This is a genomic window from Photorhabdus sp. RM322S, from assembly GCF_042879395.1.
Lineage (GTDB): Bacteria > Pseudomonadota > Gammaproteobacteria > Enterobacterales > Enterobacteriaceae > Photorhabdus > Photorhabdus khanii.
Map to the genome: position 1 here is coordinate 47,182 of NZ_JBHFKW010000015.1, position 26,568 is coordinate 73,749.

The 26,568-nt window shown below is 43.6% G+C and carries 27 protein-coding genes, 2 pseudogenes and 1 riboswitch; of the genes and pseudogenes, 13 read left to right on the forward strand and 16 right to left on the reverse strand.

The window, feature by feature from the left end; translation table 11 throughout:
- Positions 1 to 214: 214 nt before the first annotated feature.
- Positions 215 to 640 (reverse strand): TonB system transport protein ExbD, encoded by a 426-nt coding sequence (gene exbD / locus ACGF63_RS10845; RefSeq protein WP_021324166.1) that lies wholly within the window; start codon positions 638 to 640, stop codon positions 215 to 217.
- A gap of 3 nt (positions 641 to 643) precedes the next feature.
- A complete protein-coding gene (exbB, locus tag ACGF63_RS10850) occupies positions 644 to 1,615 on the reverse strand; it encodes a tonB-system energizer ExbB (protein ID WP_152962726.1) in 972 nt (323 codons plus the stop codon).
- 352 nt (positions 1,616 to 1,967) lie between these two features.
- Here exbB and metC point away from each other — a divergent pair, with 352 nt between their 5' ends.
- The 5 genes from metC to dkgA all read left to right on the forward strand — a co-directional run bounded on the left by metC (position 1,968) and on the right by dkgA (position 6,068).
- A complete protein-coding gene (gene metC, locus ACGF63_RS10855) occupies positions 1,968 to 3,161 on the forward strand; it encodes a cystathionine beta-lyase (RefSeq protein ID WP_036842310.1) in 1,194 nt (397 codons plus the stop codon).
- Positions 3,162 to 3,292: 131 nt separating this feature from the next.
- Positions 3,293 to 3,643 (forward strand): type II toxin-antitoxin system PrlF family antitoxin, encoded by a 351-nt coding sequence (locus ACGF63_RS10860; protein ID WP_387630630.1) that lies wholly within the window; start codon positions 3,293 to 3,295, stop codon positions 3,641 to 3,643.
- A 6-nt stretch (positions 3,644 to 3,649) separates the two neighbouring features.
- A complete protein-coding gene (locus ACGF63_RS10865; RefSeq protein ID WP_387630632.1) occupies positions 3,650 to 4,144 on the forward strand; it encodes a type II toxin-antitoxin system YhaV family toxin in 495 nt (164 codons plus the stop codon).
- Positions 4,145 to 4,251: 107 nt separating this feature from the next.
- Positions 4,252 to 4,923: a DedA family protein gene (locus tag ACGF63_RS10870; protein ID WP_036842303.1), complete on the forward strand. Its 672-nt coding sequence runs from the start codon at positions 4,252 to 4,254 to the stop codon at positions 4,921 to 4,923.
- Between the two features lie 290 nt (positions 4,924 to 5,213).
- Positions 5,214 to 6,068, forward strand: a complete 855-nt coding sequence (dkgA, locus tag ACGF63_RS10875; RefSeq protein ID WP_152962572.1) for a 2,5-didehydrogluconate reductase DkgA — start codon at positions 5,214 to 5,216, stop codon at positions 6,066 to 6,068.
- Positions 6,069 to 6,176: 108 nt separating this feature from the next.
- Here dkgA and ftsP read toward each other — a convergent pair whose 3' ends face one another.
- The 7 genes from ftsP to nudF form a co-directional block, all read right to left on the reverse strand.
- Positions 6,177 to 7,598 carry a cell division protein FtsP gene (gene ftsP / locus ACGF63_RS10880; RefSeq protein WP_387630635.1) on the reverse strand — a complete coding sequence of 474 codons (1,422 nt, stop codon included), beginning with the start codon at positions 7,596 to 7,598 and terminating at the stop codon, positions 6,177 to 6,179.
- Between the two features lie 380 nt (positions 7,599 to 7,978).
- Entirely contained in the window at positions 7,979 to 8,722 is a 744-nt protein-coding gene (locus ACGF63_RS10885; RefSeq protein ID WP_387630638.1) for a 1-acylglycerol-3-phosphate O-acyltransferase, read from the reverse strand.
- A 55-nt stretch (positions 8,723 to 8,777) separates the two neighbouring features.
- Positions 8,778 to 11,039, reverse strand: coding sequence for a DNA topoisomerase IV subunit A (gene parC / locus ACGF63_RS10890; RefSeq protein WP_036842296.1), 2,262 nt, complete (start codon positions 11,037 to 11,039; stop codon positions 8,778 to 8,780).
- Between the two features lie 43 nt (positions 11,040 to 11,082).
- Entirely contained in the window at positions 11,083 to 12,978 is a 1,896-nt protein-coding gene (parE, locus tag ACGF63_RS10895) for a DNA topoisomerase IV subunit B (RefSeq protein WP_036842295.1), read from the reverse strand.
- 72 nt (positions 12,979 to 13,050) lie between these two features.
- Complete coding sequence (gene yqiA, locus ACGF63_RS10900) at positions 13,051 to 13,659, reverse strand: esterase YqiA (protein WP_387630642.1); 609 nt, start codon at positions 13,657 to 13,659, stop codon at positions 13,051 to 13,053.
- Between the two features lie 131 nt (positions 13,660 to 13,790).
- Positions 13,791 to 14,630 (reverse strand): 3',5'-cyclic-AMP phosphodiesterase, encoded by an 840-nt coding sequence (cpdA, locus tag ACGF63_RS10905; protein WP_387630645.1) that lies wholly within the window; start codon positions 14,628 to 14,630, stop codon positions 13,791 to 13,793.
- Positions 14,631 to 14,729: 99 nt separating this feature from the next.
- Positions 14,730 to 15,371 carry an ADP-ribose diphosphatase gene (gene nudF, locus ACGF63_RS10910; RefSeq protein WP_152962577.1) on the reverse strand — a complete coding sequence of 214 codons (642 nt, stop codon included), beginning with the start codon at positions 15,369 to 15,371 and terminating at the stop codon, positions 14,730 to 14,732.
- A 217-nt stretch (positions 15,372 to 15,588) separates the two neighbouring features.
- Between nudF and tolC the strand changes: the two genes are divergently transcribed.
- The gene (gene tolC, locus ACGF63_RS10915) at positions 15,589 to 16,980 is read left to right on the forward strand and encodes an outer membrane channel protein TolC (protein WP_152962578.1); all 1,392 of its coding nucleotides are present in this window, start codon (positions 15,589 to 15,591) and stop codon (positions 16,978 to 16,980) included.
- 121 nt (positions 16,981 to 17,101) lie between these two features.
- Here tolC and ACGF63_RS10920 read toward each other — a convergent pair whose 3' ends face one another.
- Positions 17,102 to 17,503 (reverse strand): DUF2628 domain-containing protein, encoded by a 402-nt coding sequence (locus tag ACGF63_RS10920; RefSeq protein WP_387630649.1) that lies wholly within the window; start codon positions 17,501 to 17,503, stop codon positions 17,102 to 17,104.
- Between the two features lie 431 nt (positions 17,504 to 17,934).
- Here ACGF63_RS10920 and ACGF63_RS10925 point away from each other — a divergent pair, with 431 nt between their 5' ends.
- From ACGF63_RS10925 to ACGF63_RS10935, 3 genes and pseudogenes are all read left to right on the forward strand, one after another.
- A complete protein-coding gene (locus ACGF63_RS10925; RefSeq protein ID WP_036842287.1) occupies positions 17,935 to 18,648 on the forward strand; it encodes a DUF1190 family protein in 714 nt (237 codons plus the stop codon).
- A 6-nt stretch (positions 18,649 to 18,654) separates the two neighbouring features.
- Complete coding sequence (locus ACGF63_RS10930; protein WP_152962581.1) at positions 18,655 to 19,815, forward strand: glutathionylspermidine synthase family protein; 1,161 nt, start codon at positions 18,655 to 18,657, stop codon at positions 19,813 to 19,815.
- Positions 19,816 to 19,946: 131 nt separating this feature from the next.
- Positions 19,947 to 20,396 (forward strand): annotated as a pseudogene (locus tag ACGF63_RS10935) (Hcp family type VI secretion system effector); the annotation flags it as partial.
- Positions 20,397 to 20,530: 134 nt separating this feature from the next.
- On the opposite strand, the gene ACGF63_RS10940 reads toward ACGF63_RS10935, so the two are convergent.
- From ACGF63_RS10940 to ACGF63_RS10950, 3 genes are all read right to left on the reverse strand, one after another.
- A complete protein-coding gene (locus tag ACGF63_RS10940; protein WP_387630652.1) occupies positions 20,531 to 20,965 on the reverse strand; it encodes a hypothetical protein in 435 nt (144 codons plus the stop codon).
- Between the two features lie 147 nt (positions 20,966 to 21,112).
- Positions 21,113 to 21,460, reverse strand: a complete 348-nt coding sequence (locus ACGF63_RS10945; protein ID WP_387630654.1) for a hypothetical protein — start codon at positions 21,458 to 21,460, stop codon at positions 21,113 to 21,115.
- Positions 21,461 to 21,525: 65 nt separating this feature from the next.
- Positions 21,526 to 22,101 carry a hypothetical protein gene (locus tag ACGF63_RS10950; RefSeq protein ID WP_387630657.1) on the reverse strand — a complete coding sequence of 192 codons (576 nt, stop codon included), beginning with the start codon at positions 22,099 to 22,101 and terminating at the stop codon, positions 21,526 to 21,528.
- Between the two features lie 30 nt (positions 22,102 to 22,131).
- Here ACGF63_RS10950 and ACGF63_RS10955 point away from each other — a divergent pair, with 30 nt between their 5' ends.
- Entirely contained in the window at positions 22,132 to 22,377 is a 246-nt protein-coding gene (locus ACGF63_RS10955) for a CopG family ribbon-helix-helix protein (protein ID WP_387630659.1), read from the forward strand.
- 106 nt (positions 22,378 to 22,483) lie between these two features.
- Here the strand turns inward: ACGF63_RS10955 and ACGF63_RS10960 are convergent, their stop codons facing one another.
- From ACGF63_RS10960 to ribB, 3 genes are all read right to left on the reverse strand, one after another.
- Positions 22,484 to 22,717, reverse strand: a complete 234-nt coding sequence (locus ACGF63_RS10960; RefSeq protein ID WP_387630662.1) for a hypothetical protein — start codon at positions 22,715 to 22,717, stop codon at positions 22,484 to 22,486.
- 233 nt (positions 22,718 to 22,950) lie between these two features.
- On the reverse strand, positions 22,951 to 23,736 hold the full coding sequence (gene ygiD, locus ACGF63_RS10965) for a 4,5-DOPA dioxygenase extradiol (RefSeq protein ID WP_387630665.1): 786 nt from the start codon (positions 23,734 to 23,736) through the stop codon (positions 22,951 to 22,953).
- Between the two features lie 194 nt (positions 23,737 to 23,930).
- On the reverse strand, positions 23,931 to 24,584 hold the full coding sequence (ribB, locus tag ACGF63_RS10970; RefSeq protein WP_387630667.1) for a 3,4-dihydroxy-2-butanone-4-phosphate synthase: 654 nt from the start codon (positions 24,582 to 24,584) through the stop codon (positions 23,931 to 23,933).
- A gap of 153 nt (positions 24,585 to 24,737) precedes the next feature.
- Positions 24,738 to 24,915: riboswitch (FMN riboswitch) on the reverse strand.
- 135 nt (positions 24,916 to 25,050) lie between these two features.
- Between ribB and ACGF63_RS10975 the strand changes: the two genes are divergently transcribed.
- From ACGF63_RS10975 to ACGF63_RS10985, 3 genes and pseudogenes are all read left to right on the forward strand, one after another.
- On the forward strand, positions 25,051 to 25,338 hold the full coding sequence (locus ACGF63_RS10975) for an accessory factor UbiK family protein (protein ID WP_387630670.1): 288 nt from the start codon (positions 25,051 to 25,053) through the stop codon (positions 25,336 to 25,338).
- 673 nt (positions 25,339 to 26,011) lie between these two features.
- Positions 26,012 to 26,380 (forward strand): hypothetical protein, encoded by a 369-nt coding sequence (locus tag ACGF63_RS10980; protein ID WP_387630765.1) that lies wholly within the window; start codon positions 26,012 to 26,014, stop codon positions 26,378 to 26,380.
- Positions 26,265 to 26,519, forward strand: a pseudogene (locus ACGF63_RS10985) (hypothetical protein); the annotation flags it as partial. The gene ACGF63_RS10980 and the pseudogene ACGF63_RS10985, both read left to right, overlap by 116 nt.
- Between the last annotated feature and the right edge of the window lie 49 nt (positions 26,520 to 26,568).

Genomic DNA, 26,568 nt, shown 5'->3' on the forward strand with positions numbered 1-26,568 from the left:
TGGCAAGCTAAAGGCACAACTTGAGCGTTGGTATCCTGGCATCAAAATTATGAGCTAGCTGGAGTACGGTTGATAGTTCTACATTAGCTATCACAGCATAACACCAATGTAGTGCCCCACGCTTTTTTATGCTCTCCCATTACACAAACCAATTACCACTTTAATCTCAACCGCGCTTTCCAGCGCGGTTATTTAATGGAAGAGTCCGTGATAACTAACCCGATGAAACTGCTTCCATGCCTACCAATCCCACTTTCAGATAGCCCGATTTACGCAGAGCATCCATCACACTCATCAGTGTTTCATAATCCACAGTTTTATCAGCCTGAAAGAAAATTGTTGTCTCTTTATTGGATTGGGTTGTCTGATCCAATACCGCCGCCAGAGTATCATGATCTACCTGTTGATCACCGACGTAAAGCTGACGATCAGCCTTAACCGTCAGAAATACCGGTTTTTCAGGACGGGGTTGCGGTTTTGCCGACGATGCGGGTAAATCCACTTTAATATCAACGGTTGCCAGTGGTGCCGCTACCATGAAGATAATCAGCAGCACCAACATCACGTCAATAAATGGTGTGACGTTGATTTCGTGCAATTCGCCGCTATCGTCCAAATTTTCATTAAGACGCATTGCCATACATCACCTTGTCTTGCTATTTGCCAAATCCAGATCACGGCCAAGCAGTAATAATGCCTGTGCCGCCATATCACCAACCTGACCACGGTAAGACGCGATCATACGGGCGAAGATGTTATAAATCACAACAGCCGGAATCGCCGCGACCAGTCCAAGCGCTGTCGCTAACAACGCTTCCGCGATACCCGGTGCCACCACGGCGAGGTTAGTTGTCTGTGAGTGAGCGATACCGATAAAGCTGTTCATGATCCCCCACACCGTACCAAACAGACCCACGAAAGGAGAAATCGCGCCAATAGTCGCCAAATAGCCGTTACCACGCCCCATATGACGGCTGATAGCCGCAACTGAACGTTCCAGACGGAAAGAGACACGCTCTTTTGTGCTATTCAGATCACTACTTTCACAAGATAGTTGGCGTTCTGCCTGTGCTTCATTCAGCAGTAAGCGGCTAATACTGAGTTTGCTGAAACCTTCTGCAATTTCCGCAGCCTGATCAAGACTCTTAACTTCCGCCAGAGCCAATTGCTCTTTACGTAAACGACGACCGGCAGCCAACAGTTCAGTTCCTTTTGAGAAGAACAGCGCCCAGGTAATAACAGAAGCAATCACCAGGCCAACCATCACGGTCTTAACAACAATGTCAGCGTTCTTATACATGCCCCAGATAGACAAATCGGTAGCAAAACCACTGGAAAGACTGGTTTCATCGGCTGAAACATCAGGAGCAACAACATCAGTAGCCACCGGAGTCACTTGGGTAGAGTCTGTAGCGGATGCCGTTTGTGGTGCAACCTGATTTGCCGGCGGTGCAGTTGTACCCGAAGTTGTTGAGGTCGCCGCCGGAGCAGGTGTTGCAATCTGTGCGGTTTTTGTCGTGGTATTGTTGTCTGTTGCAGATGCTGGTGTTGTATCAGCCAACGCTGAACCTGTCAGCCCGAACGCTAAGATAATTGAAGCAGTCAAATTACGCATCAGTTGGCCTTTACTCCCTTTCTTATAAACCTTGTTATTTAGCAGTGAATTACCTTTCGTCATCTCACTAACCTTATTTACACTGAGTCTTCATTCATCTTCGCCAGACTGAATGAAAATGAAGGCTGATGATATCAAACATTAAGTGATTTGATAGTAATTATCATTATTGTTTAATAAAAAAGTGTTACCCCTTCACAAAATAAAATCAAAGAAACCTCACTCGCAAGTAATCAGATGAATTTTCGTCAAGTTGGCCTAATCCTTTTGTACAAAAAGGACTAAATCTTTTAACGTGTTAACTCTATTTTTTACACCATTTCAAACTTTGAAATTAAGGTGGCAATGGATCATGACAGAAAAAAAACTGGAAACTTCACTGGTCAATGCAGGCAGAAACCGTAAATTTACTCAAGGCGCAGTCAATCCAATCATTCAACGAACATCATCTGTGATTTTCGATTCTGTCGCATCCAAAAAGCAGGCAACACACAACCGCGCCAATGGCGAACTGTTTTATGGCCGGCGTGGCACCCAAACCCATTTCTCTTTTCAGGAAGCCATGGCTGAACTGGAAGGAGGCGCAGGTTGTACGCTTTATCCTTCTGGTGCCGCCGCGATCAGCAATGCCATTCTCTCTTTTGCCGCCGCCGGCGATCATATTCTGTTGACTGGTTCAGCTTACGACCCGACACAAAGCTTTTGTGACAAGATATTGTCACGGATGAATATAACTACCGATTATTTTGATCCGATGATTGGCGAGGAGATGGCTGAACTGATTAAGCCCAATACCAAAGTGGTGTTTCTTGAATCCCCAGGCTCCATCACCATGGAAGTACAGGATATTCCGGCGATTGTTCGCGCGGTACGGCAAGTCAATCCAGATATTGTCATCATGATTGATAATACCTGGGCCGCGGGTGTGCTGTTTAAGGCACTGGAGTTCGGCATCGATATTTCTATTCAATCCGGCACCAAATACATTGTTGGTCACTCAGACGCAATGTTAGGTATTGCCGTCGCAAACGAACGCTGTTGGGTGCAACTGCGGGAAAGCTCCTATTTGATGGGACAAATGGCGGATGCCGATACGGTGTATATGGCAAGTCGCGGGTTGCGGACTTTAGCCATTCGCCTGAAACAACATGAAAAAAGCAGTATCGAGATAGCACGATGGCTGCAACAGAGATCCGAAGTTGCAGCAGTCTATCATCCTGCCTTCCCCTCCTGCCCCGGCCATGACAATTTCATTCGCGATTTCAGCGGCAGTAATGGCCTGTTCTCTTTTCAATTGAAAGAAAGATTAACACACCAGCAATTTTCAAATTATCTGGATAATTTTCACCATTTTAAAATGGCATTTTCATGGGGTGGTTTCGAATCACTGATCCTGGGTTATCAACCAGAAGAGATAAAAACAATACGCCAATACGATGCCCCACAAAGAACAGGCACCCTGTTCCGCTTGCATGTCGGGCTGGAAAATGTTCAGGATTTGATTGATGATTTAGCTGAGGGATTTAGTCGAATTTTTGCTGATTAATCTTATTGTTATCTAAGGTAATAAACTGAAAATCTCAACACTTAAAGACAATATAAACTCATTGTCATTACAATGCATTTGCATTACACTTTGTTAGAAAGATGATTAAATCAACATAATGAGGTCAAAATATGCACGCATTCCCAAGTGTTGAGTTCGAGGTTGGTGCAGAATCCAAACTTACCCGTCGCAGCCAAACAACCATTCCAACACCAGTTCGTAAAGCTCTCAAACTAAGACCGGGCCATGATAGTATCGAATATAAGATCTTATCTTCCGGTGATGTACTTATTAGTCGTAAAAACAACGAAGAAGAAAAAGATCCTGCAATTGAATCATTTCTGAACTTTCTGGCAAAAGACATTAAGGAACATCCTGAACAAGTACAACAATTAAGTGAACAGCTCATCAACCGGGCACAATCACTTACCGCAGGAATAGACATAGATCTCAATAACCCACTATCTGCTGACGATGAGTAAAGGATTATGTACGATCGAGTATGTGTAATAAACGGGTGGGCTCTTTTTGCCCATCCGTGCTTTATAGAACAACTGAAACAAATAATAGATAAAACCGAACAACTTCAACAGAAATATCCAAATGACTATCTGAAAAAAAATGATACAAAACGCTTGGCTGCAATCATAAAACTCGTTACTGAAATTATTCCCAGTGACCCAGCTAATATAGCCTTTCGTTTGGGCCATACATTAGGTGGCAAAAGAAAACACTGGTTCAGAGCAAAATTTTTCCAACAATATCGACTCTTTTTCCGTTTTCACACCGAAAGTAAAATTATTATCTTCGGTTGGGTAAATGATGAGAGAACAAAAAGGGTGTATGGTGATCAACACGACGCTTACAAAGTATTTGGTGAAATGCTTAACGCTGGACGCCCACCAGATGACTGGAATTCGCTTTTAAAAGAATCGATCGATTCACCACACTTATCTAAATTTATTAATGAACACCAACCATAAGTTTTCCCCAGCAAGAGATCAATCAAGCTATGCTCAAAATTTTGCGGTAAACTGACTTTTATAATGCAATTGCAATAAATTCACTTATAACAGTCACAGGATAAACAATGGAAGTACTAAACGAGATCATGCAAGCATTATGGCAGCATGATTTTTCCAAACTTGCCAACCCCGATGTTCTCTGGATTATCTATGGCATTCTGTTTGTAACACTGGTTCTGGAAAATGGTTTATTACCCGCCGCTTTTCTGCCCGGTGATACGCTATTAATCCTCGCCGGCGCGTTGATTGCCAAAGGGGTAATGAGTTTTATCCCAACCGTTTTCATACTGACAGCTGCGGCAAGTATCGGTTGCTGGCTCGGCTACCTTCAAGGACTATGGCTTGGTGATACAAAACGGGTTAAAGGTTGGCTGGCGCAACTTCCTATTCAGTACCGCCAACGGGCCAATATGCTGTTTTTCAAACATGGTCTGGCCGCTTTGTTGGTTGGCCGTTTTCTGGCTTTTGTCCGTACTCTGTTACCAACACTGGCAGGTATATCCGGACTCAACAGTAAACGTTTTCAAATTTTTAACTGGCTCAGTGGCTTACTATGGGTAGTCATCATGGTCGGTTTTGGTTATCTCCTCAATCAGATCCCGTTTATTAAAAACCACCAGGATCTGGTGATAAACATTTTGATCATTTTACCCATCGTGCTGTTGTTAAGTGGTTTAATCGCCTCTCTGCTGATGTACTGGTGCCACAGGAAAACCACCGCAGCAAAACGTAAATAAAAGTCATTATGGTTTACAAGCCGCAACAGGATTTTTATTCTTAACTTAATGCGTCAATATTATGTGAACTGCGGCCCAGTCAATGGGTGATATTCCTGGTGTCGCCGCTCCATAAAACCGGTCAATTCATGTATTGAGCCATATCTTAGTCAAAATGCATGGCTTAGATCACGCCTGTCGTATTACTTTCTTCAATTACCTTTAACATCAACTTAATATCAACCACCCTGCTATGAGGCTACGTTATTAATTTTAGCTGATATTTTAAATCTATCTTTTAGGAGGTAGTCATGGACAACCAACCAATCATCAGACTCGCTGATGGAAACCATATGCCACAATTGGGGCTTGGGTCATGGGCCGCAGATAATCAACAGGTAATTACCACAATCCATGCTGCTCTGGATATCGGTTATCGGGCAATTGACACCGCCGCTATTTACAATAATGAGGAAGGAGTAGGCAAAGCGCTACAAGAAACAGATATCCCCCGTGAAGATATCTTTGTCACAACCAAATTGTGGAATGACCGGCATGGTGATGTTCGCGCCGCGTTGACAGAAAGTCTGGAAAAATTGCAACTGGATTATATTGATCTTTATCTGATGCACTGGCCTGCACCACCGCAAGATCAATATGTAGAAGCCTGGCAGCAATTTATTGAATTACAGAAAGAGGGGCTTATCCGCAGTATCGGGGTTTCTAACTTCCACACCGAGCATCTCCAACGGCTGATCAATGAAACTGGCGTTCATCCCGTGATTAATCAGGTCGAATTACACCCACTACTGCAACAACGCCAGCTTCATGCCTGGAATGCCACTCATAATATTGTTACCGAATCCTGGAGCCCGCTGGCACAAGGTGGTGAAGGCGTATTTGATAATCAATTGGTTCAACATCTGGCACAAAAGTACAGCAAGACACCAGCTCAGATAGTTATCCGCTGGCACATCGATAACGGTATGATTGTGATCCCAAAATCAACCACATTATCAAGACTCAGAGAGAATTTTGAAGTGTTCGACTTCAAATTGGACAAAGAAGATCTGACCACGATGACGACACTGGATATCGGCAAACGTCTGGGGCCAACCCCTGAGACATTCGTTGATTTCAGTGAATTCAGTCATCTCCTTGATTAATTGATTTCAATGATTAATGCTGAAAGGTGACTAAAAAATCCATATAGCGATAATAGACCATAAGAATTAAAACGTGCGCGGCATTAATACCGCGCACCAAATTTTGATTTACTGATTGGCAGGTATGGTCACTAACTGCCCCACAGAGCCGCGATCGGCCATTTCCAGGATCTGGCTGTAATACAGGAATGGGAAGTGTTCATAAGATGGCTGGTTCATATAAACCAGTAATTCCACGCGCCCATTAACCCAGACGGTATCCTTCCAACCATAATCCTGTGGCTGAGGTGTCTCACCATTGTGATTTATCACTTTAAACTGCACACCGCCAATATGGAACGGCTGTGGGAAGGTTGCATTTACGATCCAACGCTCCCATGTTCCCTGCTGGCTGGTAATATCTACCCGGTTCATATCCCACAACACACCATTAATTCCCGGCGTATTACCATCAAGATAAATTTCCCGGTTACGGATTACGTTAGAAACCGGCATAACATCATCGACCAGACGGGATGGCAAGGCATCTGTCACCAAAGATAACAAACCTGTCGGTTTAATGGTCAGAACAGTGCTGGAAATCAGCATAGTAGAGGGTTCAAACAACCCACGCAGCCTGTCAAGTATGCCAGCTGATTCACCTGCGGTAATAGAAACTTCATCCCCTTCAGACATATCAATCAATACTTCACGCCGTTCACCTGGCGCAAGGGACAGTTGCGGAACCGCTACCGGCGCAGGTAATAACCCCAAATCGGTGCCTATCATATAGAAAGGACGACCATCACTGATCTGTAGCTGATATCGGCGGGCATTGGATGCATTCAGTAAACGCAGACGGATCCAACCACGGGATACTTCAATAAAAGGATTTTGTACGCCATTAACCAACAATGTATTACCGATAAACCCACCACCCGCGACGGGTTGATACTCAGGAACACCAAAATTATCCAGCCGTTTATCCTGCAAAATAACCGGAAGGTCATTAACACCATAATGTTTTGGCAACGGCAAATGACGGCTGGTTTCATCTTCCACCAGCCACATTCCCGCCAAGCCATTATAAACATGCGGTGCCATCCGGTTAGGGGTATTGGCATGATACCAGCAAGTCGCCGCCTGCTGACGAATAGGTAACACCGGCGACCAGTCAGCCCCTGGAGAAATCTGACGGGCAACCCCACCAGTCAGCGTTCCCGGTAATTGCAATCCGCTGACGGTCATCGAAACCGGCTCCGCTAACCGATTACTGTATATCAGTTTGACGTCATCGTTTTTATGAACCCGTACCGTCGGACCAAGATATTGACCATTAATCCCCCACACACTGGTTTTATATTGTCCATCAAACGTCCAGTGGGCTTTTTGTAAAGTCAGAAATAGTGGCTGCCCACCACGAGATTCCAATAAAGGGGGAATCGGCAAGGCAGTTTGCTGATTTTTGCTGGCCCCAACCACAAAAGGAGCGGCTCCGATACACATTGCCAAGCCTGATGTCTGAATAAATTGGCGCCGACTAAATGACATATTTTCTCCGCAACAAGCCCAATTAAATTCCGGGTATTATGTGCCTCAGAAATACCTGAAATATTGCAATCATTCATCTGGAAGCTAATAACTCATTATTGAAGTTATTAAAGTTTATTATCCTTTTGATTGCATTTAACAAGAATATTATTTATCAAGCGCTCATCATAACGCGAATAGGCAGAGAATTAAACTATCTGAATGCATTACACGAATCTATCTCTGTAAGCGATCAGTACATATCATTTCTATCAATACATTGTGGACACGGACAACAGGCAAAAATCCTCACATACACCAGATATGTGAGGATTAAAGTACGTTCGCTTTTGTCAAACCCACCCTTAATTACAAAAAAGACGGCAAACAAAAATAACCTATTATGAGTACTTACCCTGCTCCTTCATTGCAGCTAATTCCTCATCCAGCGCGTCTATTTTGTCTTTCATTATCTGATGACAATATTCTGCCAATTCACGCACCTGCTCTTTGGTATATTCGGAAGTATCAATGGGCGGCAACATTTCCACAATAACGGTGCCATTATCCCAGCGATTCAACTTAATATTGCCATTCGTGATGGAAGAGACACAAACCGGGACAATCGGCACTCCCGCAGAGATAGCGGCATGGAAAGCACCGGTTTTAAACGGCAGCAAGCCACGGCCACGGCTGCGCGTCCCTTCCGGAAACATCCAGACAGAAATATCGCGTTCTTGAATCTGCTCGACAACCTGGGTAATAGTGCCGTGTGCTTTAGCACGGTTATTTCGATCAATCAGAATATTACCTGTCAGCCAATAAAGCTGACCAAAAAACGGGATCAGCACCAGACTTTTTTTACCTACCGTCACCGTACCCGGCTGAACCGCATTGGACATGGTTATCATGTCATAGTTGTTCTGATGGTTGCCTATATAGATACTCGGACCATAATTTTTGGCGTCAGCAGGAATACGCTCAATTATTTTAATGCCAAATATTTTCGACAACCGACCAAACATATTACCAAATACCATGACATGGTCCGGATGACGGGGTCTGAATAAACAGTAAATACCACCGAGTACACACACCACAATCGAAAACAGGATAACAATAATGCCACGAATAATAGCTAACATAGCTGCCTCTTGTTTAACGGGCCTCACTCAAGCCCGTTAGTTTCATTTAATTCCACTATTTAGTTACACCGATCGCAGAGAGAGGTGTATCAACCTGAACCCGCTCAATACGTTGCAACCCACGAGGTAGAGATGTTCCTTTACGCCCACGCTCTGCACGGAATTTCTGTAAATCCTCAGGACGCAGAGTCAGTTTACGTTTACCAAAGTAAAGTGTAATTGACGATTGTGGCGGTAGTATCAATAACCAACTCAATAGATCATTTTCTGACGCTGACTGAACAGAGATGATCTTATTTCCTTTCCCTTTGGAAAGCTGAGGCAAATCCGCAACCGGAAACATTAACATCCGGCCTGCACTGGTGATTGCCAGCAGCATATCATCCTGCGCGTTATTTATTTCCAGCGGCGTCATGACGCCAGCCTTTTCCGGCAATGTAATCAGTGCCTTACCCGCCCGGTTTTTGGCTACCAGATCACTAAAAGTACAGATAAAACCGTAACCGGCATCAGATGCCATCAAAAATTTCTGTTCATCAGGTGCCATCAATACATGTTCTACTGTTGCACCCGCGGGCAGAGTCAATTTCCCCGTCAGTGGCTCCCCCTGGCCTCTGGCAGAAGGCATATCCCGCGGATCAAGCGAGTAGCTACGGCCCGTTGTATCAATAAAAACCACCGGCTGATTGCTCTTACCACGAGCCGCGCCACGGAAACTGTCGCCCGCTTTGTAATTCAGCCCAGCCGGATCGATCTCATGACCTTTCGCACTGCGCACCCAACCCATCTCTGACAGTACGATGGTCACTGGCTCACAAGGTGTGATGTCGTGCTCGCTCATGGCTTTGGCTTCATCACGCTCTCTCATTGGAGAACGACGTTCATCGCCATAAGTCGCCGCATCAGCAATAATCTCTTTCTTTAATAACGTGTTCAGCTTACGCTCAGAACCTAAAATTGCCTGTAACTTATCACGCTCTTTTGCCAATTCATCCTGTTCGCCACGGATTTTCACCTCTTCCAATTTAGCTAAGTGACGTAATTTCAGTTCCAGAATGGCTTCCGTCTGAGTCTCACTTAAACCAAAACGTTCCATTAACACCGGTTTTGGCTCATCCTCACTACGAATAATGTGGATGACCTCATCAATATTGAGAAACGCGATCAATAGGCCTTCCAGCACATGCAGGCGTTTAAGGACTTTTTCCAGACGATGGTTCAAACGCTTACGTACCGTTTCCCGGCGAAATACCAGCCATTCGGAAAGGATCTCAACCAAACCTTTTACGGTCGGGCGGTTATCCAATCCGATCATATTCAGGTTGACGCGATAACTCTTTTCCAGATCGGTTGTCGCAAACAGGTGGTTCATTACCTGCTCCACATCCACCCGGTTTGTCCGGGGAACAATCACCAGACGGGTTGGATTTTCATGATCAGATTCATCACGTAAATCATCAACCATCGGCAATTTTTTAGCCCGCATCTGGTTGGCGATCTGTTCCAGTACTTTGGCACCAGAAACCTGATGTGGCAGCGCAGTGATCACCACATTGCCATCTTCTTTTGACCAAACTGCACGCATTCGTACCGAACCGCGGCCACTTTTATAAATTTTACGGATATCTTCATGCGACGTGATGATCTCCGCTTCGGTCGGATAATCAGGACCTTTAACATGTACCATCAGCTCATCAAGGGAGCTTTGTGGCTTATCCAGCAGCGTTATCAGTGCATTAACCACTTCACGCGCGTTATGAGGCGGGATATCTGTCGCCATCCCTACCGCAATACCGGTGGTGCCATTCAGCAGGATATTTGGCAAACGCGCCGGCAGCATTTTCGGTTCCTGCAATGTGCCGTCAAAGTTCGGTACCCAGTCAACAGTGCCGTGCCCTAATTCGGTCAGCAACAACTCTGCATATTTGGACAGACGGGATTCGGTATAACGCATCGCGGCGAAAGATTTAGGATCATCCGGCGCGCCCCAGTTCCCTTGTCCATCCACCAGCGGATAACGGTAAGAGAATGGCTGCGCCATCAGCACCATCGCTTCATAACAGGCACCATCACCATGTGGATGGTATTTACCCAATACATCACCTACAGTACGGGCGGATTTCTTAAATTTAGCGGTATTGTTCAGCCCAAGTTCTGACATGGCATAAACAATACGGCGCTGAACCGGTTTCAAACCATCACCGATAAAAGGCAGCGCCCTGTCCATGATGACGTACATGGAGTAGTTCAAATAGGCGTTTTCAGTAAACGAGTGGAGCGGCAAACGCTCCACGCCATCGTGAGTTATCTCACTCATTCGTTAATTTCCTCAGAATCTTCTTTGACTATCCCTGTGGGCGTTACACTTCAATTTCCACAGTATCACCCTTATCTTGCAGCCAGTTACGGCGATCTTCTGAACGCTTCTTCGCCAGAAGCATATCCATCACAGAGAAGGTTTCCTGGTAGTTTTCATCATTGATAGTCAATTGCACCAGACGGCGGGTGTTCGGGTCTAACGTCGTTTCACGCAGTTGCAGTGGGTTCATCTCACCCAACCCTTTAAAGCGCTGTACGTTAGGCTTACCCCGTTTGCGGCTTAGGCGATCCAGCACCGCGATCTTTTCCTCTTCATCCAGTGCGTAATACACTTCTTTGCCCAAATCGATACGATATAAAGGCGGCATTGCCATATAAACATGGCCATTCTTAACCAATGTTGGGAAGTGGCGGACAAACAATGCACACAACAGCGTCGCAATATGCAAGCCATCTGAGTCGGCATCCGCCAGAATACAGACTTTACCATAGCGTAACTGGCTGAGATCGTTGCTATCCGGGTCGATGCCAATAGCAACTGAGATATCATGGACTTCCTGTGACGCTAACACTTCATCCGAAGAGACTTCCCAGGTATTCAGAATTTTTCCTTTCAACGGCATGATCGCCTGATACTCACGATCACGGGCCTGTTTCGCCGAACCGCCCGCAGAATCCCCTTCCACCAAAAATAACTCGGTGAGATTCAGATCCTGTGATGTGCAGTCAGCTAATTTTCCCGGTAACGCAGGGCCACTGGTCAGTTTTTTACGCACCACCTTTTTCGCGGCGCGCATTCTGCGCTGTGCGCTGGCGATCGCCAATTCAGCCAATTGCTCTGCTTCCTGAACATTCTGGTTCAACCACAAGCTGAAAGCATCTTTGACGACACCAGAAACAAAGGCAGCGGATTTACGGGAAGAGAGACGTTCTTTCGTCTGACCGGCAAATTGCGGGTCCTGCATTTTTACAGACAGAACGTAAGCACAACGATCCCAGATATCATCGGCAGAAAGCTTCACACCGCGTGGCAGGATATTGCGGAATTCACAAAATTCACGCATGGCATCCAGTAACCCTTGACGCAGCCCGTTTACATGGGTACCGCCCTGCATCGTCGGGATCAGGTTCACATAACTCTCAGTCAGGAGATCCCCCCCTTCAGGCAACCAGAGCAGCGCCCAGTCAACCGCTTCGGTTTCACCGCTGAAAGTACCGACAAAAGCGGCTTGCGGCAATGTTATCAAGCCATTAACCGCCGCCATCAGATAGTCGGTCAGACCATCGGCATAACACCATTTTTGCTCGGTATCGTTGATTTTATCTTTAAAAACAATTTCCACCCCCGGACACAAAACCGCCTTCGCTTTCAGTAAATGCGTCAGACGGGAAACTGAGAAACGTGGGCTGTCAAAGAAACTTTCATCAGGCCAGAAGTGAACACTGGTACCGGTATTGCGTTTACCACAACTGCCGATCACCACCAGCTCCTGCACTTTATCGCCATTCTCAAAAGCGATTTGATAAACCTGGCTATCACGGCGGACGGTAACTTCAATCCGCTTAGACAAAGCGTTAACCACCGAGATCCCCACACCGTGAAGGCCCCCGGAAAACTGATAGTTTTTATTAGAAAATTTACCACCGGCATGTAAGCGGCTCAGGATCAATTCAACCGCTGAAACCCCTTCTTCCTGATGAATATCAACCGGCATACCACGGCCATCATCAATGATCTCCAGTGACTGATCGCTATGAAGGATCACTTCAATATGTTTAGCGTGACCCGCCAAAGCTTCATCCACGCTGTTATCGATCACTTCTTGTGCCAAATGGTTCGGACGAGTTGTATCAGTGTACATTCCCGGACGACGGCGAACCGGCTCCAGACCACTGAGAACTTCAATGGCATCTGCGTTGTAACTAGATTGAGTCATGTTGTAATTCTGTCGGTTGCTTCTTGATTAAAGGGCTAATCAGTTTTGTATACTGTTGATAATACCAGTCGTTCAAACATTTTTGGCAAGTTTTTTCTCGCCATCACTGGAAAACCCAAGAAAGTTGATGATTTGTGGGAAATAGTGCTCAAACCCGATAAAAGTGTGATTACCACCAGATTCAATAGTTTGCTTACATAATACAAGATAGGCAACGGCCTGACGATAATCCAGCACCTCGTCCCCGGTTTGCTGCAATAACCAGATAAGATCCGGTGACTCTAGCGGTTCAATATGCATGATTTTGAGATCATGGATATGGCGCTGTTCAAAAGTATACCGTTGATTGGTATAGGGGTTAATATTTTCCCCAAGATAATCCCGCAGTAACTCAAACGGGCGAACAGCCGGATTGACAACAACTGCGGGTAAACTGAAACATTGTGAAAGCCATATCGCCAGATAACCGCCGAGAGAAGAGCCAACAATCCCCAAATTATCCCCGGCACGTTCCACCACCAGATTTTCCAGCAGTTCAGCCGCTTCTTCAGGATACGGCGGTAACTGAGGCACCAACATGTCAATGTCAGGATGCTGCTGATGCAGCCACTTTTTCAGGGCATTCGCTTTTGCAGATTGCGGGGAACTGTTAAAACCATGCAGATAGAGTAATGTTGGCATCAGGCTGTGTCCCTCAATTGTGCGTAAATACCACTGGCCGCTATGTTCCTATGCGATAAGCCACAAATGGTGAGGCTTGGCAGGCCCAATAAGCAGAGAGTAACACAGCGGCACAAGGAGACAAACACAACCTAGTATCCATCCGAATCTAAATCAGGGCAGAATTCATTGCTCTCCAGTCTATGGACCTGAGTTGTCAAACCAAATTCGCCACGGTCAGAAATAGATAATTCGAGATAACGCCATCCCGGCGCAACCGTATCAAGCGTAAAATTAGTGCAGTGTGGCTTGAATTGCACGCTTGTTGATGGTGTCGCCATCATACGAATGCCATTCCAGTCCATATCCACCTCCTGATGGATATGCCCGCAAAGCATCGCCTTAACCCGAGAATAACCTTGCAGGTACTCAGCCAAGATATGTGAATTACGCAAGCTATGCTGATCCAGCCAGATGCAACCCGATGGTAATGGATGATGATGAAGCAAGATCACCGTGTAACGCTCAGGATATATATCCAGGCACTTTTTCATCCATTCAAGCTGATATTCCGACAGCTCTCCGTGCGGAACACCTGCTACCTGACTATCAAGCATCAGGAGTTGCCAATGCTCACCGACCAAAATCTGTTTCGACGGAGAAACACCCGCGGCCGCCAGAGCATCCACCATAGCAGGCTGGTAATCATGATTACCGGGCAACCAGACACAAGGTGCCGACAAACGGGCAATACCATCGGCAAAATGCCGATAGGCTTCCAACGACTGATCCTGTGCCAAATCACCTGTCGCAACGATTAAATCAATATCAGCATTTTGTTTGAGGATGGCATCCAGCACCGCGTGGTAACTGCGATAAGTATTAATACCCAACAAAGTCTCTTCTTTGCCGGCAAAAAGATGCGTATCTGTTATTTGCAATATTTTGGCTGTGGTTCCTTCTACCACAGGCAGTTTAAACTGGCTTTCCAAATGGTTTCCTTGTCCTATAAATCATTGGCGAGCATCATAACCCGTTTTAACGCAAGAGATCTGCTGACTGGCACACACTTCCCTTTTCTCGGTTAAAAATCAGGAATTATCTGAATTCCACGCTTTTTTTAACTTTTCATGGTGCAATGCTAACCATTGTATCGCAATCACTGAAGCGGCATTATCAATAATTCCCTCTTCCATCCATTGATAAGCCTGCTCACGGCTGACCACATGCACCCGAATATCTTCATGTTCACCCGACAATCCATGAATACCGGCAGCTTTAGTGGCATCAACTTCCCCCACCATCACAGAAATACGTTCAGTTGTTCCTCCAGGGCTGGAGAGGTAACTTAACACCGGTTTACAACGTTTAACTTCAATTCCCGCCTCTTCCATCGCTTCACGGCGCACCACACGCTCTACATCTTCGCCCTCTTCAATCATACCGGCAATAATTTCCAGCAACCACGGCGTTGCTTTAGTTTCTATCGCCGGAATTCGTATCTGTTCGATCAACACAACTTCATCGCGGCGTGGATCATAAGGCAACAGAGCCCCCGCATGTCCCCGTTCAAAAACTTCGCGACTGACCTCTTCGCTCCAACCACCAGCAAACAGACGATGACGGAAGCGGTAATTTGTCAATTTGAAGAATCCTTTGTACAAACTCTTTTTCGCGATAATTTCCACATCTTGTTTATTCAGCATGACTGGCATTGACAGCTTTTTATTCATAAAATTCTCCTGATATACTTCCTTATTGGCTAGCCACTAAATGATATTAATCAAGCAGAGTTAAAAAATTCACCTTTTGGTGGTGTAAAGTTAAGCTAAATTAAGGCAATATGGCACAAACGGCTACCTTCGACTGATAGCATACTCTGCTAGAATCAGTGATATTTCGTTTTTCATCAAGGCAACAAGCAAAATAGCTGCACAACAAGGAATGCAAATGAAGAAACTGCTCTCCCTTTTTATCGCTATGAGCCTAGCGGGATTTAGCTCTGTCAGTCAGGCTGAAGATCTTTTGCAGGTTTATAAGCAAGCAAAAGAAAGTAATCCTGAACTACGTAAATCAATGGCTGAGCGTAATGCGGCTTTTGAAAAAATTAATGAATCCCGTAGTCCATTATTACCTCAGTTGGGATTAAATACGGGATATACCTACAACAGTGGTTACCGCGATACACGTGACACAGAAAACAATGCCTTAAGCGCGACGCTTAAGCTGACTCAAACCATTTTTGATATGTCTAAATGGCGCCAGTTGAACTTACAAGAAAAAACGGCGGGTATTGCTGACGTTACCTACCAGAGCAGTGAACAAAAACTGATTTTGGATAGTGCAACGGCTTATTTCAAAGTACTGCGCGCTATTGATTCACTCTCTTACATTGAAGCGCAGAAAGCAGCTGTTTATCGCCAGTTGGATCAAATCACTCAGCGTTTTAATGTCGGTCTGGTCGCCATTACCGATGTTCAGAACGCCCGAGCTAACTACGACAGCGTACTCGCTCAGGAAGTTGCCAGCCGCAATGATCTGGATAATGCATTGGAAGCTCTGCGTCAGGTAACCGGTACTTATTACCCTCAGTTATCCTCGCTGAATATTGATCGTTTCAAAACGCATAAACCAGAAGCCGTGGATATTCTGGTGAAAGAGGCGGAGAAACGTAATTTAAGCCTGTTATCTGCACGTTTAGGTCAGGATCTGGCTCGTGAGCAAATCAAAGCAGAACAAACCGGCCATATGCCAAAAATTGATCTAAGCGCCTCTACCGGCGTTTCAAACGTCCAGTCTCACGGCTCCGGCTATGAGCCAGGCAGAAAACCCGGCAATGCCTATAATGGCGAAAACAGTGTTGGTCTGACACTCAGTCTGCCAATTTACAGCGGCGGGGCAACCAGTTCCCGCGTTGAACAGGCACAATATGGTTTTGTCAGCGCCAGCGAACAACTGGAAAGCACCTATCGCAATGTTGTACAGGTTGTCCGTTCCTCTTTTAACAACATATCTGCCTCCATCAGCAGTATCAACGCCTACAAACAGGTTGTTGTTTCCGCGCAAAGCTCACTGGATGCAATGGAAGCCGGTTATCAGGTCGGTACACGTACCATTGTTGATGTGCTAAATGCGACGACAACGTTGTACGATGCCAAACAAAAACTGTCCAACGCTCGCTATGATTATCTGATTAATCAACTGAACATTCAGCACGCACTTGGCACGCTTAATGAGAACGATTTAGCAGCTCTGAATAATACGCTGGATAAACAGATCTCAACATCAGCCAGCAGTATTGTTCGGGAAACAGACGCACCCGTAACATCTGGCCGTAATTAATTCAGCCCTTCACCTTCACTAATTAACGGCCCGCCATAAAGCGGGCTGTTTTATTGCCTGCCAACGACAATCTACTCTGTAAGAAAATCTGATATTTACCTTAGTGCAGAAAATATATAAATCAGAAAAATCCTTCAAATGGGTTCCAACTCTGACTATTCACCTTTTCTTTTAGATAATAAGCATAGTTAGCGGTTATTCCCCATATTGCCGCGAAAGCACAGTTAATACTCATGCTAACAACTGGAGAGATCTCAATATTCAGAATACTTTCAATAATCCCTAATAGTATACCCACTACAACAGCGATACCGAATAAAGCCAGATTTTTACGCCATAAACCTAAAACAAAGAAGTAAATAAAACCAAAAAAGAAGGCGATAAAATTCATGTTCAACAAGATACGGCGTCCAAAAGATTCCGCTTTTATAGCAGCGCTATACTCAGATGCCTTAGGAGCACCATGTTGTTCAAAGAATGTAAAACGCGCTTGCCATTTTTCTGAATATTGACTTTTATCCATACTACTTAAGCTCCTTAATTAAAATAGAAAATACAACAACAATAATATAATAACAATTAGTGACTAATTTAAGATTATATTACCGAGATTATTTGCTGACGCTATAACAGCAGATAATATAATTAGTAGATTTATTTACTTCATAACGTTACCCGTTTAATTATCCTTAATTTACTAGAACTTATACGGGCAGGATTAATACCACAAAATGTCAATTACAGCACTGTTTTTTAAAATTCACATATCTATTTCACCACATTAAAACCAGATTTAACGGAATACCAGACAATCAATATCCAGCAACCGCTTTGTCAGACAAAAAATTAGGCTATCAATTCGAAGGTTTATGCTTTAATTTTGCTCATCTTTCCCCTATCCTTAGAGCTATTTCATTAAAGCATCACAGACACTTAAAATCTGGGTATACGACTATGACAATAAAGCGGACCAAAAATATTAATCACGACACATTCCGTAAAGCCTGGCGCAGTTATCGCCTTGCGCCTGTGGCAATCGCTGTCAGTGCGGTTTTCATGTTATCTGCCTGTGAACAGAGTGATGAAACCGTCTCTCTTTACATGAACGCAGATGATTGTTCTCAGGCAAACCCATCACAAAGTGAACAATGTAATCTGACTTACAACAACGCGTTGAAAGAAGCGGAAAAAACAGCGCCTAAATATGCGACCAAAGAAGACTGCATCGCTGAGTTTGGTGAAGCACAATGTACTCAGGCTCCGGCACAGGCGGGCCTTGGCAGCAGTGCATCGGATGGCTCCAGCACAGCTGCGAATAGCAATGCACAAGCCCAACCGCAGCAAAGTGGCAGCTTCTGGATGCCTCTGATGGCAGGTTTTATGATGGGGCGTCTGATGGGCGGCGGCGCAGCACCATCACAACCGCTGTTTAGCTCCAAATCTGCCACCAGCCCGGCAAACGGTAAATTTGTTGATGCGACAGGCAAAAGCTATGGCCCTGCTACTGCTGGTGGCCGTTCCATGACGGTTCCTAAAACCGCTATGGCGCCAAAACCCGCCACGACAACAACTGTCACCCGTGGCGGTTTCGGTGACTCTGTTGCAAAACAGTCAACCATGCAACGCAGTTCCTCTTCTGGCTCCACTTCACGTTCAATGGGGGGCTAATCACGGATGAAACGCATTGCTATTACTGAGCGCCCGGACTGGCGCGAGAAAGCGACAGAATATGGTTTTAATTTTCACACCATGCATGGCGAGCCATACTGGTGTGAAGATGCTTATTACCAGTTTTCTCTTGCTCAAATTGAAGAAATCGAGAATACCACTGCCGAGTTGCATCAGATGTGTTTGCAAGTGGTAGAAAAAGTCATCGACAGTGAAGAGCTGTTGACTAAATTCCAGATCCCAAAACATTGCTGGGATTTTGTCCGCAGTTCCTGGATTACCAGCCAGCCGTCACTCTATTCCCGGTTGGATTTGGCTTACGATGGTAAAAGCCCGGCAAAATTGTTGGAAAATAATGCCGATACGCCAACTTCACTGTATGAATCTGCTTTTTTCCAATGGATCTGGTTGGAAGATCAGATGAATACCGGTTTGTTGCCAGCACATGCCGATCAATTCAACAGCATGCAAGAGCAGTTGATTGAACGCTTTGCTCAGTTGCGTGATGAACATGGTTTTGGCTTACTGCACATGGCCTGCTGTCAAGATACGCAAGAAGATCGCGGTACCATTCAGTACTTACAGGATTGCGCGCTGGAAGCCGGTGTCCCGACTGAATTCTTGTTTATCGAAGAGATCGGTCTGGGTGAGAAAGGCCAGTTTACTGATCTGCAAGACCAGGTGATCAGCAATCTGTTCAAACTCTATCCTTGGGAGATGATGTTTCGTGAGATTTTCGCCACCAAACTGGAAGATGCCGGCGTTCGCTGGTTAGAACCTGCCTGGAAGAGCATTATCTCTAACAAAGCATTACTGCCAATGTTATGGAAGATGTTTCCGAATCATCCAAACCTGTTACCCGCTTATTTTGCTGATGATAACCATCCAGCAATGGACAGCTATGTTATTAAGCCACTGTTCTCACGGGAAGGGGCGAATATCCGTATCATTGAGAATGGTAAGGAAATTGCCAGTGCTGATGGTCCTTACGGTAAAGAAGGCATGATCGTTCAGCAATTCCATACACTGCCAAAATTCGGTGACAGTTATACGTTGATTGGTAGCTGGTTGGTCAATGATCAGCCTTGTGGTATTGGTTTGCGTGAAGACCGTGAACTGATAACCCAGGATTTATCCCGCTTCTATCCGCACATTATTTTGGATTAATATCCAGACAAGGGAGGAATAAGGAAGATCGTAAAATACCGCAAATTCCTCCCTTGAAAATCCGATGAAAAAACATTGTACCCTTACAAGCTTATAAAAAAAGGATAAATAATATGGCGAACACAATATAAGGTAAAAAGCAAGGGCTGATATCCAGCGGTTGTTCTACCTATGATTCTATCGGCAATAAATATCAAACTGGTCATGAAAATGAAATTTATGTCTACTCATTTGACCATGATATCAGCAGAGAACAAAATGTTAATCACTCACCTATCTCAATCACTAAGCCAATAGACAAATCCTCGCCGCTATTAGGCATAGCAATATCAGAAAACGAATCAATAAATTGCAGATTAGATTTTTACAGAACATCAAATAATGGTTCTCAAGAAAAATATTATTCAATTGAAATCATGCATGCATCGATAACCAATATATCTACCCATTATCCCAATTCACTTACCCATAATGATGCACAACCCTATGAGATTATATCCATTGCCTATGGAAATATAACTTGGAAACACCATATCGCAGGTACATCAGGATATAGCATATGGGATGAAAGGGTTAGTTGAAATTAATATTTTGGGGAGTAATCCCCAAATAATTCAGATCATTTTATTTCTTTTGAAAAGGCCAATACCAAACATTCTTGATTAAAAACATTAATTCCTTAATAATATCCGTTAATAACCAGAGATTATTAAAGTCATTTAACACTTTCAGAAAAGGTCAATCCTAAGCAATTCTCTTTCTTTTCACTTCCAACTACAGGCGATTTTGACAGCATAAAAGCATCGTCATATATAGTTTCAGCGCCTTTTATATACCATACGTTATCATTATTTACTGTATAACCAGTTGATTTTATATAATTAACGATTTCATTATAGTTATTCGCCATACGTTTCAAATCACAAAAATAAACAGAGCTATATATAGGTGATGATTCATCATTCGGATAATATTCGAAGAAATAATTTTGAGAAATACGCGGAACTTCTTTTATTTTTTTATGCGTAAGCAGATGATATTTTAAGAAGTCATTTTCTTTATAAATAAAATTAGGCATCATAAATAACCATAAATAAACACTAATAAAAGTAAATATTATCACCGTTATTACCACTGTTAACTTATTCATAATTTCGACCCATAAAAATTTTATATCCATAATTAATTATAAAAAACCTTAATAAAACCACTATATTATATGCATCATAAAACACCATGTATAAAATAAAATCGCTCGTTAAAATTATAACTTATAAAACAAAAGAAATAATTAAAATTATTTAATCTCTTTTGAAAAAATCAATTCTAAACATTCCTTTTTATTAAAAATCACTTTATCCAAGATAAAATACACATCATCTTTTGAGCTATCTTTATATAACAACGAATTATTTCTTGATATAAAAAAACCATTTCCATTTATATAATGAACCAGTTCATTATAACTGGAGCTTATATCTTTTAAATCACAGAAATAAATGGTGCTTCTTTGTGGTGATGTTTCATCATTCGGCGAGTATTCGAAAACATAATTTTCTGATACACGGGGAGAGTTCCTTATCTCATTATAAGTTAATAAATTATATTTAAAAAAATCTTTCTCACTATAAAATACATTAGGCATTGATAAAAACCACCACCCCCAAAAGATAAGAACGAAGAAAAAAAATACGAAAAAAAATAATGTTCTCACAACTTAACCTCATAAGAAGCTATTGGCTTTACATGACTTATAACAATATCTTTCTCATAAGAAGAAAAAGGTTTAATTGTATTTAAATAATATGGCAAATTCTTCTTATACGGAAAAGCATTGTTAGGATACCTCTCCGGATCAGGAAAAACCCAAGGTCTTAACTCTTTATTCTTATACTTACCTACAGGACCGTAATAATCCCATATTTTATATGCATACTCTTTAGATTTGGGTTTTATTAAAGACATATAATCCCTTGGTTGCACTGATTTATAAAAACCCAATAAATTTGAAATTAAATCTTCACAACTAAACCCACTGTCAGTAATATTTGAAAAAACAAAATTTGACTGTAACTCTTCGAACTCTAACGATACACAATACATCATTGAAAATGCAATGGATTTTTTCACTTCAATAGGCAACCCTTTTTTTACCATCCATTGAGCATGAATTGATGATTTAAAAATGTATTTACTCATACCTTGAGCATAATTAACCAGAAAGTACCCTTTCATAAAAGGAGAACTACTTTTCTCAGCAAAGAATCTGACTATTATTGATGCCATAGTGGTCAATAACGATTATTGGAAGTTCTTATGTCCATATCAGCAAAACAGACGATTACCGCGCAGATACCTATCAAACTAGCTACAGCCATAAACGATTTAGCCAAAGAGTTAGACCGCTCAAAGTCGCGGATCATTAAAGAGGCTCTTACCTCAATGATTGAGGAACGTGAACGTCGCCACCAAATGATTTTGTCTGGCCTTACGGATGTCGATACAAGCCGTATTGTTAGCCATTCAGATGTTATTAATTTCACATCCAAGCTGAAAACATGATAAGCATGGAAGTTTATTGGACACTTAAAGCTCAAGATGATTTGGAACGTATCTACCTCAACAAAGCCTACATCCATTAATTTATGGCTGATATATCGGTCTTATATCAATCCGAGAATATCAGGGTTCTCCGTTGTTGATGCCAGCGCCAACAAGCTTGACCTCCCGTAATAAGCACACCTCCCAACCAGCGATCCAGAGGAAAACTCTCTATCCAATCCCGCTTATTAGCCAGTAATTCCTGGCCAAACTGCGTCAGCATCAATGTTGAAGACGCAGAGTCAAAATATATTGCCGGTTCTGGTGCAAGGCACAGATTATCAATAATGACATCAAGCATAATATCGCCCAGCCACGGCAGAGGTTCATTATGCTCAGTGAGTTGCTGAAATAATTGCTTATTTGTATGAGGCTGTTCTGCCAGTCAGACAGAAAAGGGAAAGCCATACGGCATACCGTTTCAATGATCATGGGCGCAGCCCTTTCCGCGGACAAGGTGGCGATGATCTCGCCACCGGGGATCCTAACAAAAGGGTAAAAAACTTCAATCAATACAGCACAAAAATTGACTATTTAACCAACCCGTACAGACAACATACTCAATGACCCGGACACAATGCCATCGACAGGAATAGAAACCACCTCTTTTCTATCCCACGTTCCCATGACATACAGCAATGGCAAAAAGTGTTCAGGAGAGGGATTGGATAACTGACCATCTTCTCTGTCCAATGCATGAACCAAAGGATAAGGCTGCTCATTGCTGGCAAGGTTATCACGCACATAATGGTTAAATGTTTCTGCCCAAGGGTACGGTTCAGCATTAGGTTCCTGCCGCTTCATGGCATGAAGGTTGTGTACCACGTTACCACTTCCCAGGATCAACACACCTTCATCTCGCAAAGTAGCCAGCTTTTTCCCTAATTCATAGTGATACGTCGCTGGCTTAGCGTCATCTATACTCAACTGCACCACAGGAATATTGGCCTGAGGATACATCTTAATCAGAATGCCCCAAGTCCCGTGATCTAATCCCCATTGATGGTGATCGGCATAAACCTCCACAGGTTCCAGTATTTCTTGCACTAAAGCGGCCAGCTCAGGTAATCCCTTTGCCGGATACTGAGTTTCATGCAATTCCTGTGGAAAGCCACGAAAATCATGGATAGTCTTCGGCTGAGTCATGGCAGTTACAACAGTGCCATTAGTGTACCAATGAGCAGAAATCACCAGAATCGCTCTGGGGACAGGCAACCTTTCGCCAAGCTCACGCCAGGCGTTGGTATAACGATTTTCTTCCAGTACATTCATTGGGCTGCCATGACCAACAAACAGAGCTGGCATTCTGGAAATATTCATACGACCTCCCATACCAAATATAGATAATTTTAATACTTGCAGAGAGATTACGCCTTTCAGACAGGCAAAACAGTGTGCCAATGGTGATGGATTTATTCAAAAAAACTGAAAACCACAGCTTGTGCGAACTGTGGTTTAGGTAAATATATGTGCGTTATAACCGATATTTCAGCCGATTATCAGATGATTACGTTTCAACTGGCTTTCTGATCTACTGCCTGACGATAAGCCACCAAATCTTCAATGGTTACCACCGGCATATTATGCAATTTCGCAAATTGGACCACTTCAGGAGTACGCGCCATTGAACCGTCATCATTGGTCAATTCACACAACACACCTGCTGGCTTGAAACCTGCCAAACTGACCAAATCAATTGTCGCTTCAGTATGTCCCTGACGGGCCAGGACACCACCAGGCTGTGCGCGCAGTGGAAAAACATGGCCCGGACGGTTCAAATCACTTGGCTTCGCATGATCCGCAATCGCTGCACGAATGGTTGTGATACGGTCAGCCGCAGAAACACCGGTTGTCACACCCTGAGCAGCCTCAATGGTTACAGTAAAAGCAGTCTGGAACGGACTGGAATTATTTTCCACCATCATTGGCAATTGCAATTGCTGGCGGCGGTCCTCTGTCAGGCACAAGCAGACAATACCGCTGCCATGACGGATAGTCAGTGCCATTTGCTCTACGGTCATCGTTTCGGCCGCAAAGATAATATCACCTTCATTTTCACGATCTTCATTATCCAGCACCATCACACCGCCGCCATCCCGTAAAGCGTCGATAGCGCGTTCAACACGTTCTGATGATGTGCCGTATTCAGAAAGTAGCGTCTGATTCATGGTAAAAAACCTCATTAAAATTTATGGATTACCAGAATCAGGGCAGTCTTGAGGAGTTCTCACTATGACACCACATCGTAACATTAATATTATTAATATAATGTTCGCATACCATAGCCGGAACAACAGACGGGCAAAAAGCCCGACAGATGCCGTTATTCTCTCCCATCCGGACTATAACCGTCGGCTCCAGAATTACACTGGATCTGCTGACCTCCGATTTATCATAAAGATAACTACAAACGGAGCGCTCGCGGGCTTCACCTAGTCACCCGTAAGATGACCTGATGTTTACCGCCGGTGGGGACTTTCACCCCGCCCTGAGATAAGCCAGCAAACTATAACGCTAATATTTACCGGGGGCAATCAACAAAATCAGATGTGAAACCTGGCTCACAATGGTTTGTGGTTTTACCATCTGGTATTACACTATCGGAGATTATTTATGTCATAAAAAGGATGCATCATGCTCGATCCCAAAAAAATTGAACAAATTGCCCGCCAAATCCAGGATTCCTTACCAAAGGGAGTTAAAGAGTTTGGTGACGATATAGAGAAGAAATTACGGATGATTTTGCAATCCCAGCTTGGCAAACTTGATTTAGTTAACCGCGAAGAATTTGACATTCAAACTCAGGTTCTGCTGCGTACCCGTGAAAAATTAACGGCGATGGAGCAGCGTTTAAATGAATTGGCGGCGAAGCTTGAAGATAAGAATACGCCATCTGGTAATAACTCAATAAAAGAAGAGTAATGGGCAAGTTAATTGCTAATTAACTTCGACACCATTTTATCTCATTGCTATTCAATTAAAGGTGATCGTCAAGACGGTCACCGAATTCAAATAGAAACACGCAAAGCATATATTGTCAGCCCAAATACACCGGATTAATATCTTGACGCTTCTGGGGTTTTAGATTTCTCCCGAATTAGGCGAAAATTTACGGCGACTTTTATTAATTCCATGCATTGAGAGCAATTAATTGGCCATTTTATGTGATGAGCATCACATTTTTGTCATGTTCATATGATAAATATCGTGATCTCATGGTCATAAAATACAGAGTGCGAAATGCTCTGTTATTCATTTCCTCTCGACTCAACGGGAAGTTGTTTATTGTTCTCTCAAATGCCACGTATTAAGTGACTTGTGTTTTCTGCTTACATTTTTTACTAAGGAACAGGCTGGAACTATCTTTGTATTCAGAGCCATCAGGTTGAAACACCGGCTCGGTAATATGAAAAAGCGTTTTGCTGCGCGATTAAAAAAACAAAACGTGATTATTCGCTTAATGGCCGCTGTCGTCATTATCCCGTTTCAGAATGATGTAAGGGTTCAAATATGGATGGATTAGTCTTTATCTGCCGTATTGGCTCACTATCCCAAACAACCTTTCAGTGTTATGGAGTTTAAGGAGAAAGTAAGTATGACAATATCCAGCAGCGGTAAGATGTGCCCGGCCGTCACCTCAATTAACTGTACGATGGAAATCGGGATCTTTCCCGCCGATGAAGATCCCTGTTATCTGTCGAGAAAAGCCGAATATGCCCTGCGTTTGCCTGCGATGATTATCACTAAGCAGGGTGCCATCCGTTTTCTTAATCAAATCATTATGAGCGGGTTGATTAATATTGGCGAGTGTGAAATTGGCTACCGCCTGATAATTCACGGAGAAAATGATGAAAACTGTAGATTACTTTGCCCGGTTGAGATCACAACTGACCTCTTTTCTTTTTATCAATGGCGATGGACTGACCGTTTCCCGCCTGGGTCTCTCAATTACCCTGTTTTTTAAACAGGGTTACACGCAGGAGAAAAAACAGTGCATTCTGGCCTGTTACCGCCGCTTTCGGGAGGAGTTTGGTACTCACCTGCGTTTTCACCGTCATGAGCTGAAAGGGTTAAAAAAATATTCACCGGAAAATATTGCCAAAAACGATTTGGCATTTAATACGCGAAGCGGAAAATACAACGGAGTAAATA

Bases quoted from the DNA above. Each gene is read 5' to 3' on its own strand.
- ftsP (WP_387630635.1), bottom strand. From the start codon at position 7,598: ATGTCATTTAGTCGGCGCCAATTTATTCAGACATCAGGCTTGGCAATG.
- exbB (WP_152962726.1), bottom strand. From the start codon at position 1,615: ATGCGTAATTTGACTGCTTCAATTATCTTAGCGTTCGGGCTGACAGGT.
- ACGF63_RS10945 (WP_387630654.1), bottom strand. From the start codon at position 21,460: ATGCCTAATGTATTTTATAGTGAGAAAGATTTTTTTAAATATAATTTA.
- ribB (WP_387630667.1), bottom strand. From the start codon at position 24,584: ATGAATCAGACGCTACTTTCTGAATACGGCACATCATCAGAACGTGTT.
- ACGF63_RS10925 (WP_036842287.1), top strand. From the start codon at position 17,935: ATGACAATAAAGCGGACCAAAAATATTAATCACGACACATTCCGTAAA.
- ACGF63_RS10980 (WP_387630765.1), top strand. From the start codon at position 26,012: ATGACAATATCCAGCAGCGGTAAGATGTGCCCGGCCGTCACCTCAATT.
- ACGF63_RS10885 (WP_387630638.1), bottom strand. From the start codon at position 8,722: ATGTTAGCTATTATTCGTGGCATTATTGTTATCCTGTTTTCGATTGTG.
- ACGF63_RS10860 (WP_387630630.1), top strand. From the start codon at position 3,293: ATGCACGCATTCCCAAGTGTTGAGTTCGAGGTTGGTGCAGAATCCAAA.
- ACGF63_RS10940 (WP_387630652.1), bottom strand. From the start codon at position 20,965: ATGAATAAGTTAACAGTGGTAATAACGGTGATAATATTTACTTTTATT.
- parE (WP_036842295.1), bottom strand. From the start codon at position 12,978: ATGACTCAATCTAGTTACAACGCAGATGCCATTGAAGTTCTCAGTGGT.
- ygiD (WP_387630665.1), bottom strand. From the start codon at position 23,736: ATGAATATTTCCAGAATGCCAGCTCTGTTTGTTGGTCATGGCAGCCCA.
- tolC (WP_152962578.1), top strand. From the start codon at position 15,589: ATGAAGAAACTGCTCTCCCTTTTTATCGCTATGAGCCTAGCGGGATTT.
- ACGF63_RS10930 (WP_152962581.1), top strand. From the start codon at position 18,655: ATGAAACGCATTGCTATTACTGAGCGCCCGGACTGGCGCGAGAAAGCG.
- ACGF63_RS10975 (WP_387630670.1), top strand. From the start codon at position 25,051: ATGCTCGATCCCAAAAAAATTGAACAAATTGCCCGCCAAATCCAGGAT.
- ACGF63_RS10920 (WP_387630649.1), bottom strand. From the start codon at position 17,503: ATGGATAAAAGTCAATATTCAGAAAAATGGCAAGCGCGTTTTACATTC.
- ACGF63_RS10865 (WP_387630632.1), top strand. From the start codon at position 3,650: ATGTACGATCGAGTATGTGTAATAAACGGGTGGGCTCTTTTTGCCCAT.
- ACGF63_RS10950 (WP_387630657.1), bottom strand. From the start codon at position 22,101: ATGGCATCAATAATAGTCAGATTCTTTGCTGAGAAAAGTAGTTCTCCT.
- ACGF63_RS10960 (WP_387630662.1), bottom strand. From the start codon at position 22,717: ATGCTTGATGTCATTATTGATAATCTGTGCCTTGCACCAGAACCGGCA.
- dkgA (WP_152962572.1), top strand. From the start codon at position 5,214: ATGGACAACCAACCAATCATCAGACTCGCTGATGGAAACCATATGCCA.
- nudF (WP_152962577.1), bottom strand. From the start codon at position 15,371: ATGAATAAAAAGCTGTCAATGCCAGTCATGCTGAATAAACAAGATGTG.
- ACGF63_RS10955 (WP_387630659.1), top strand. From the start codon at position 22,132: ATGTCCATATCAGCAAAACAGACGATTACCGCGCAGATACCTATCAAA.
- exbD (WP_021324166.1), bottom strand. From the start codon at position 640: ATGGCAATGCGTCTTAATGAAAATTTGGACGATAGCGGCGAATTGCAC.
- parC (WP_036842296.1), bottom strand. From the start codon at position 11,039: ATGAGTGAGATAACTCACGATGGCGTGGAGCGTTTGCCGCTCCACTCG.
- ACGF63_RS10870 (WP_036842303.1), top strand. From the start codon at position 4,252: ATGGAAGTACTAAACGAGATCATGCAAGCATTATGGCAGCATGATTTT.
- metC (WP_036842310.1), top strand. From the start codon at position 1,968: ATGACAGAAAAAAAACTGGAAACTTCACTGGTCAATGCAGGCAGAAAC.
- yqiA (WP_387630642.1), bottom strand. From the start codon at position 13,659: ATGCCAACATTACTCTATCTGCATGGTTTTAACAGTTCCCCGCAATCT.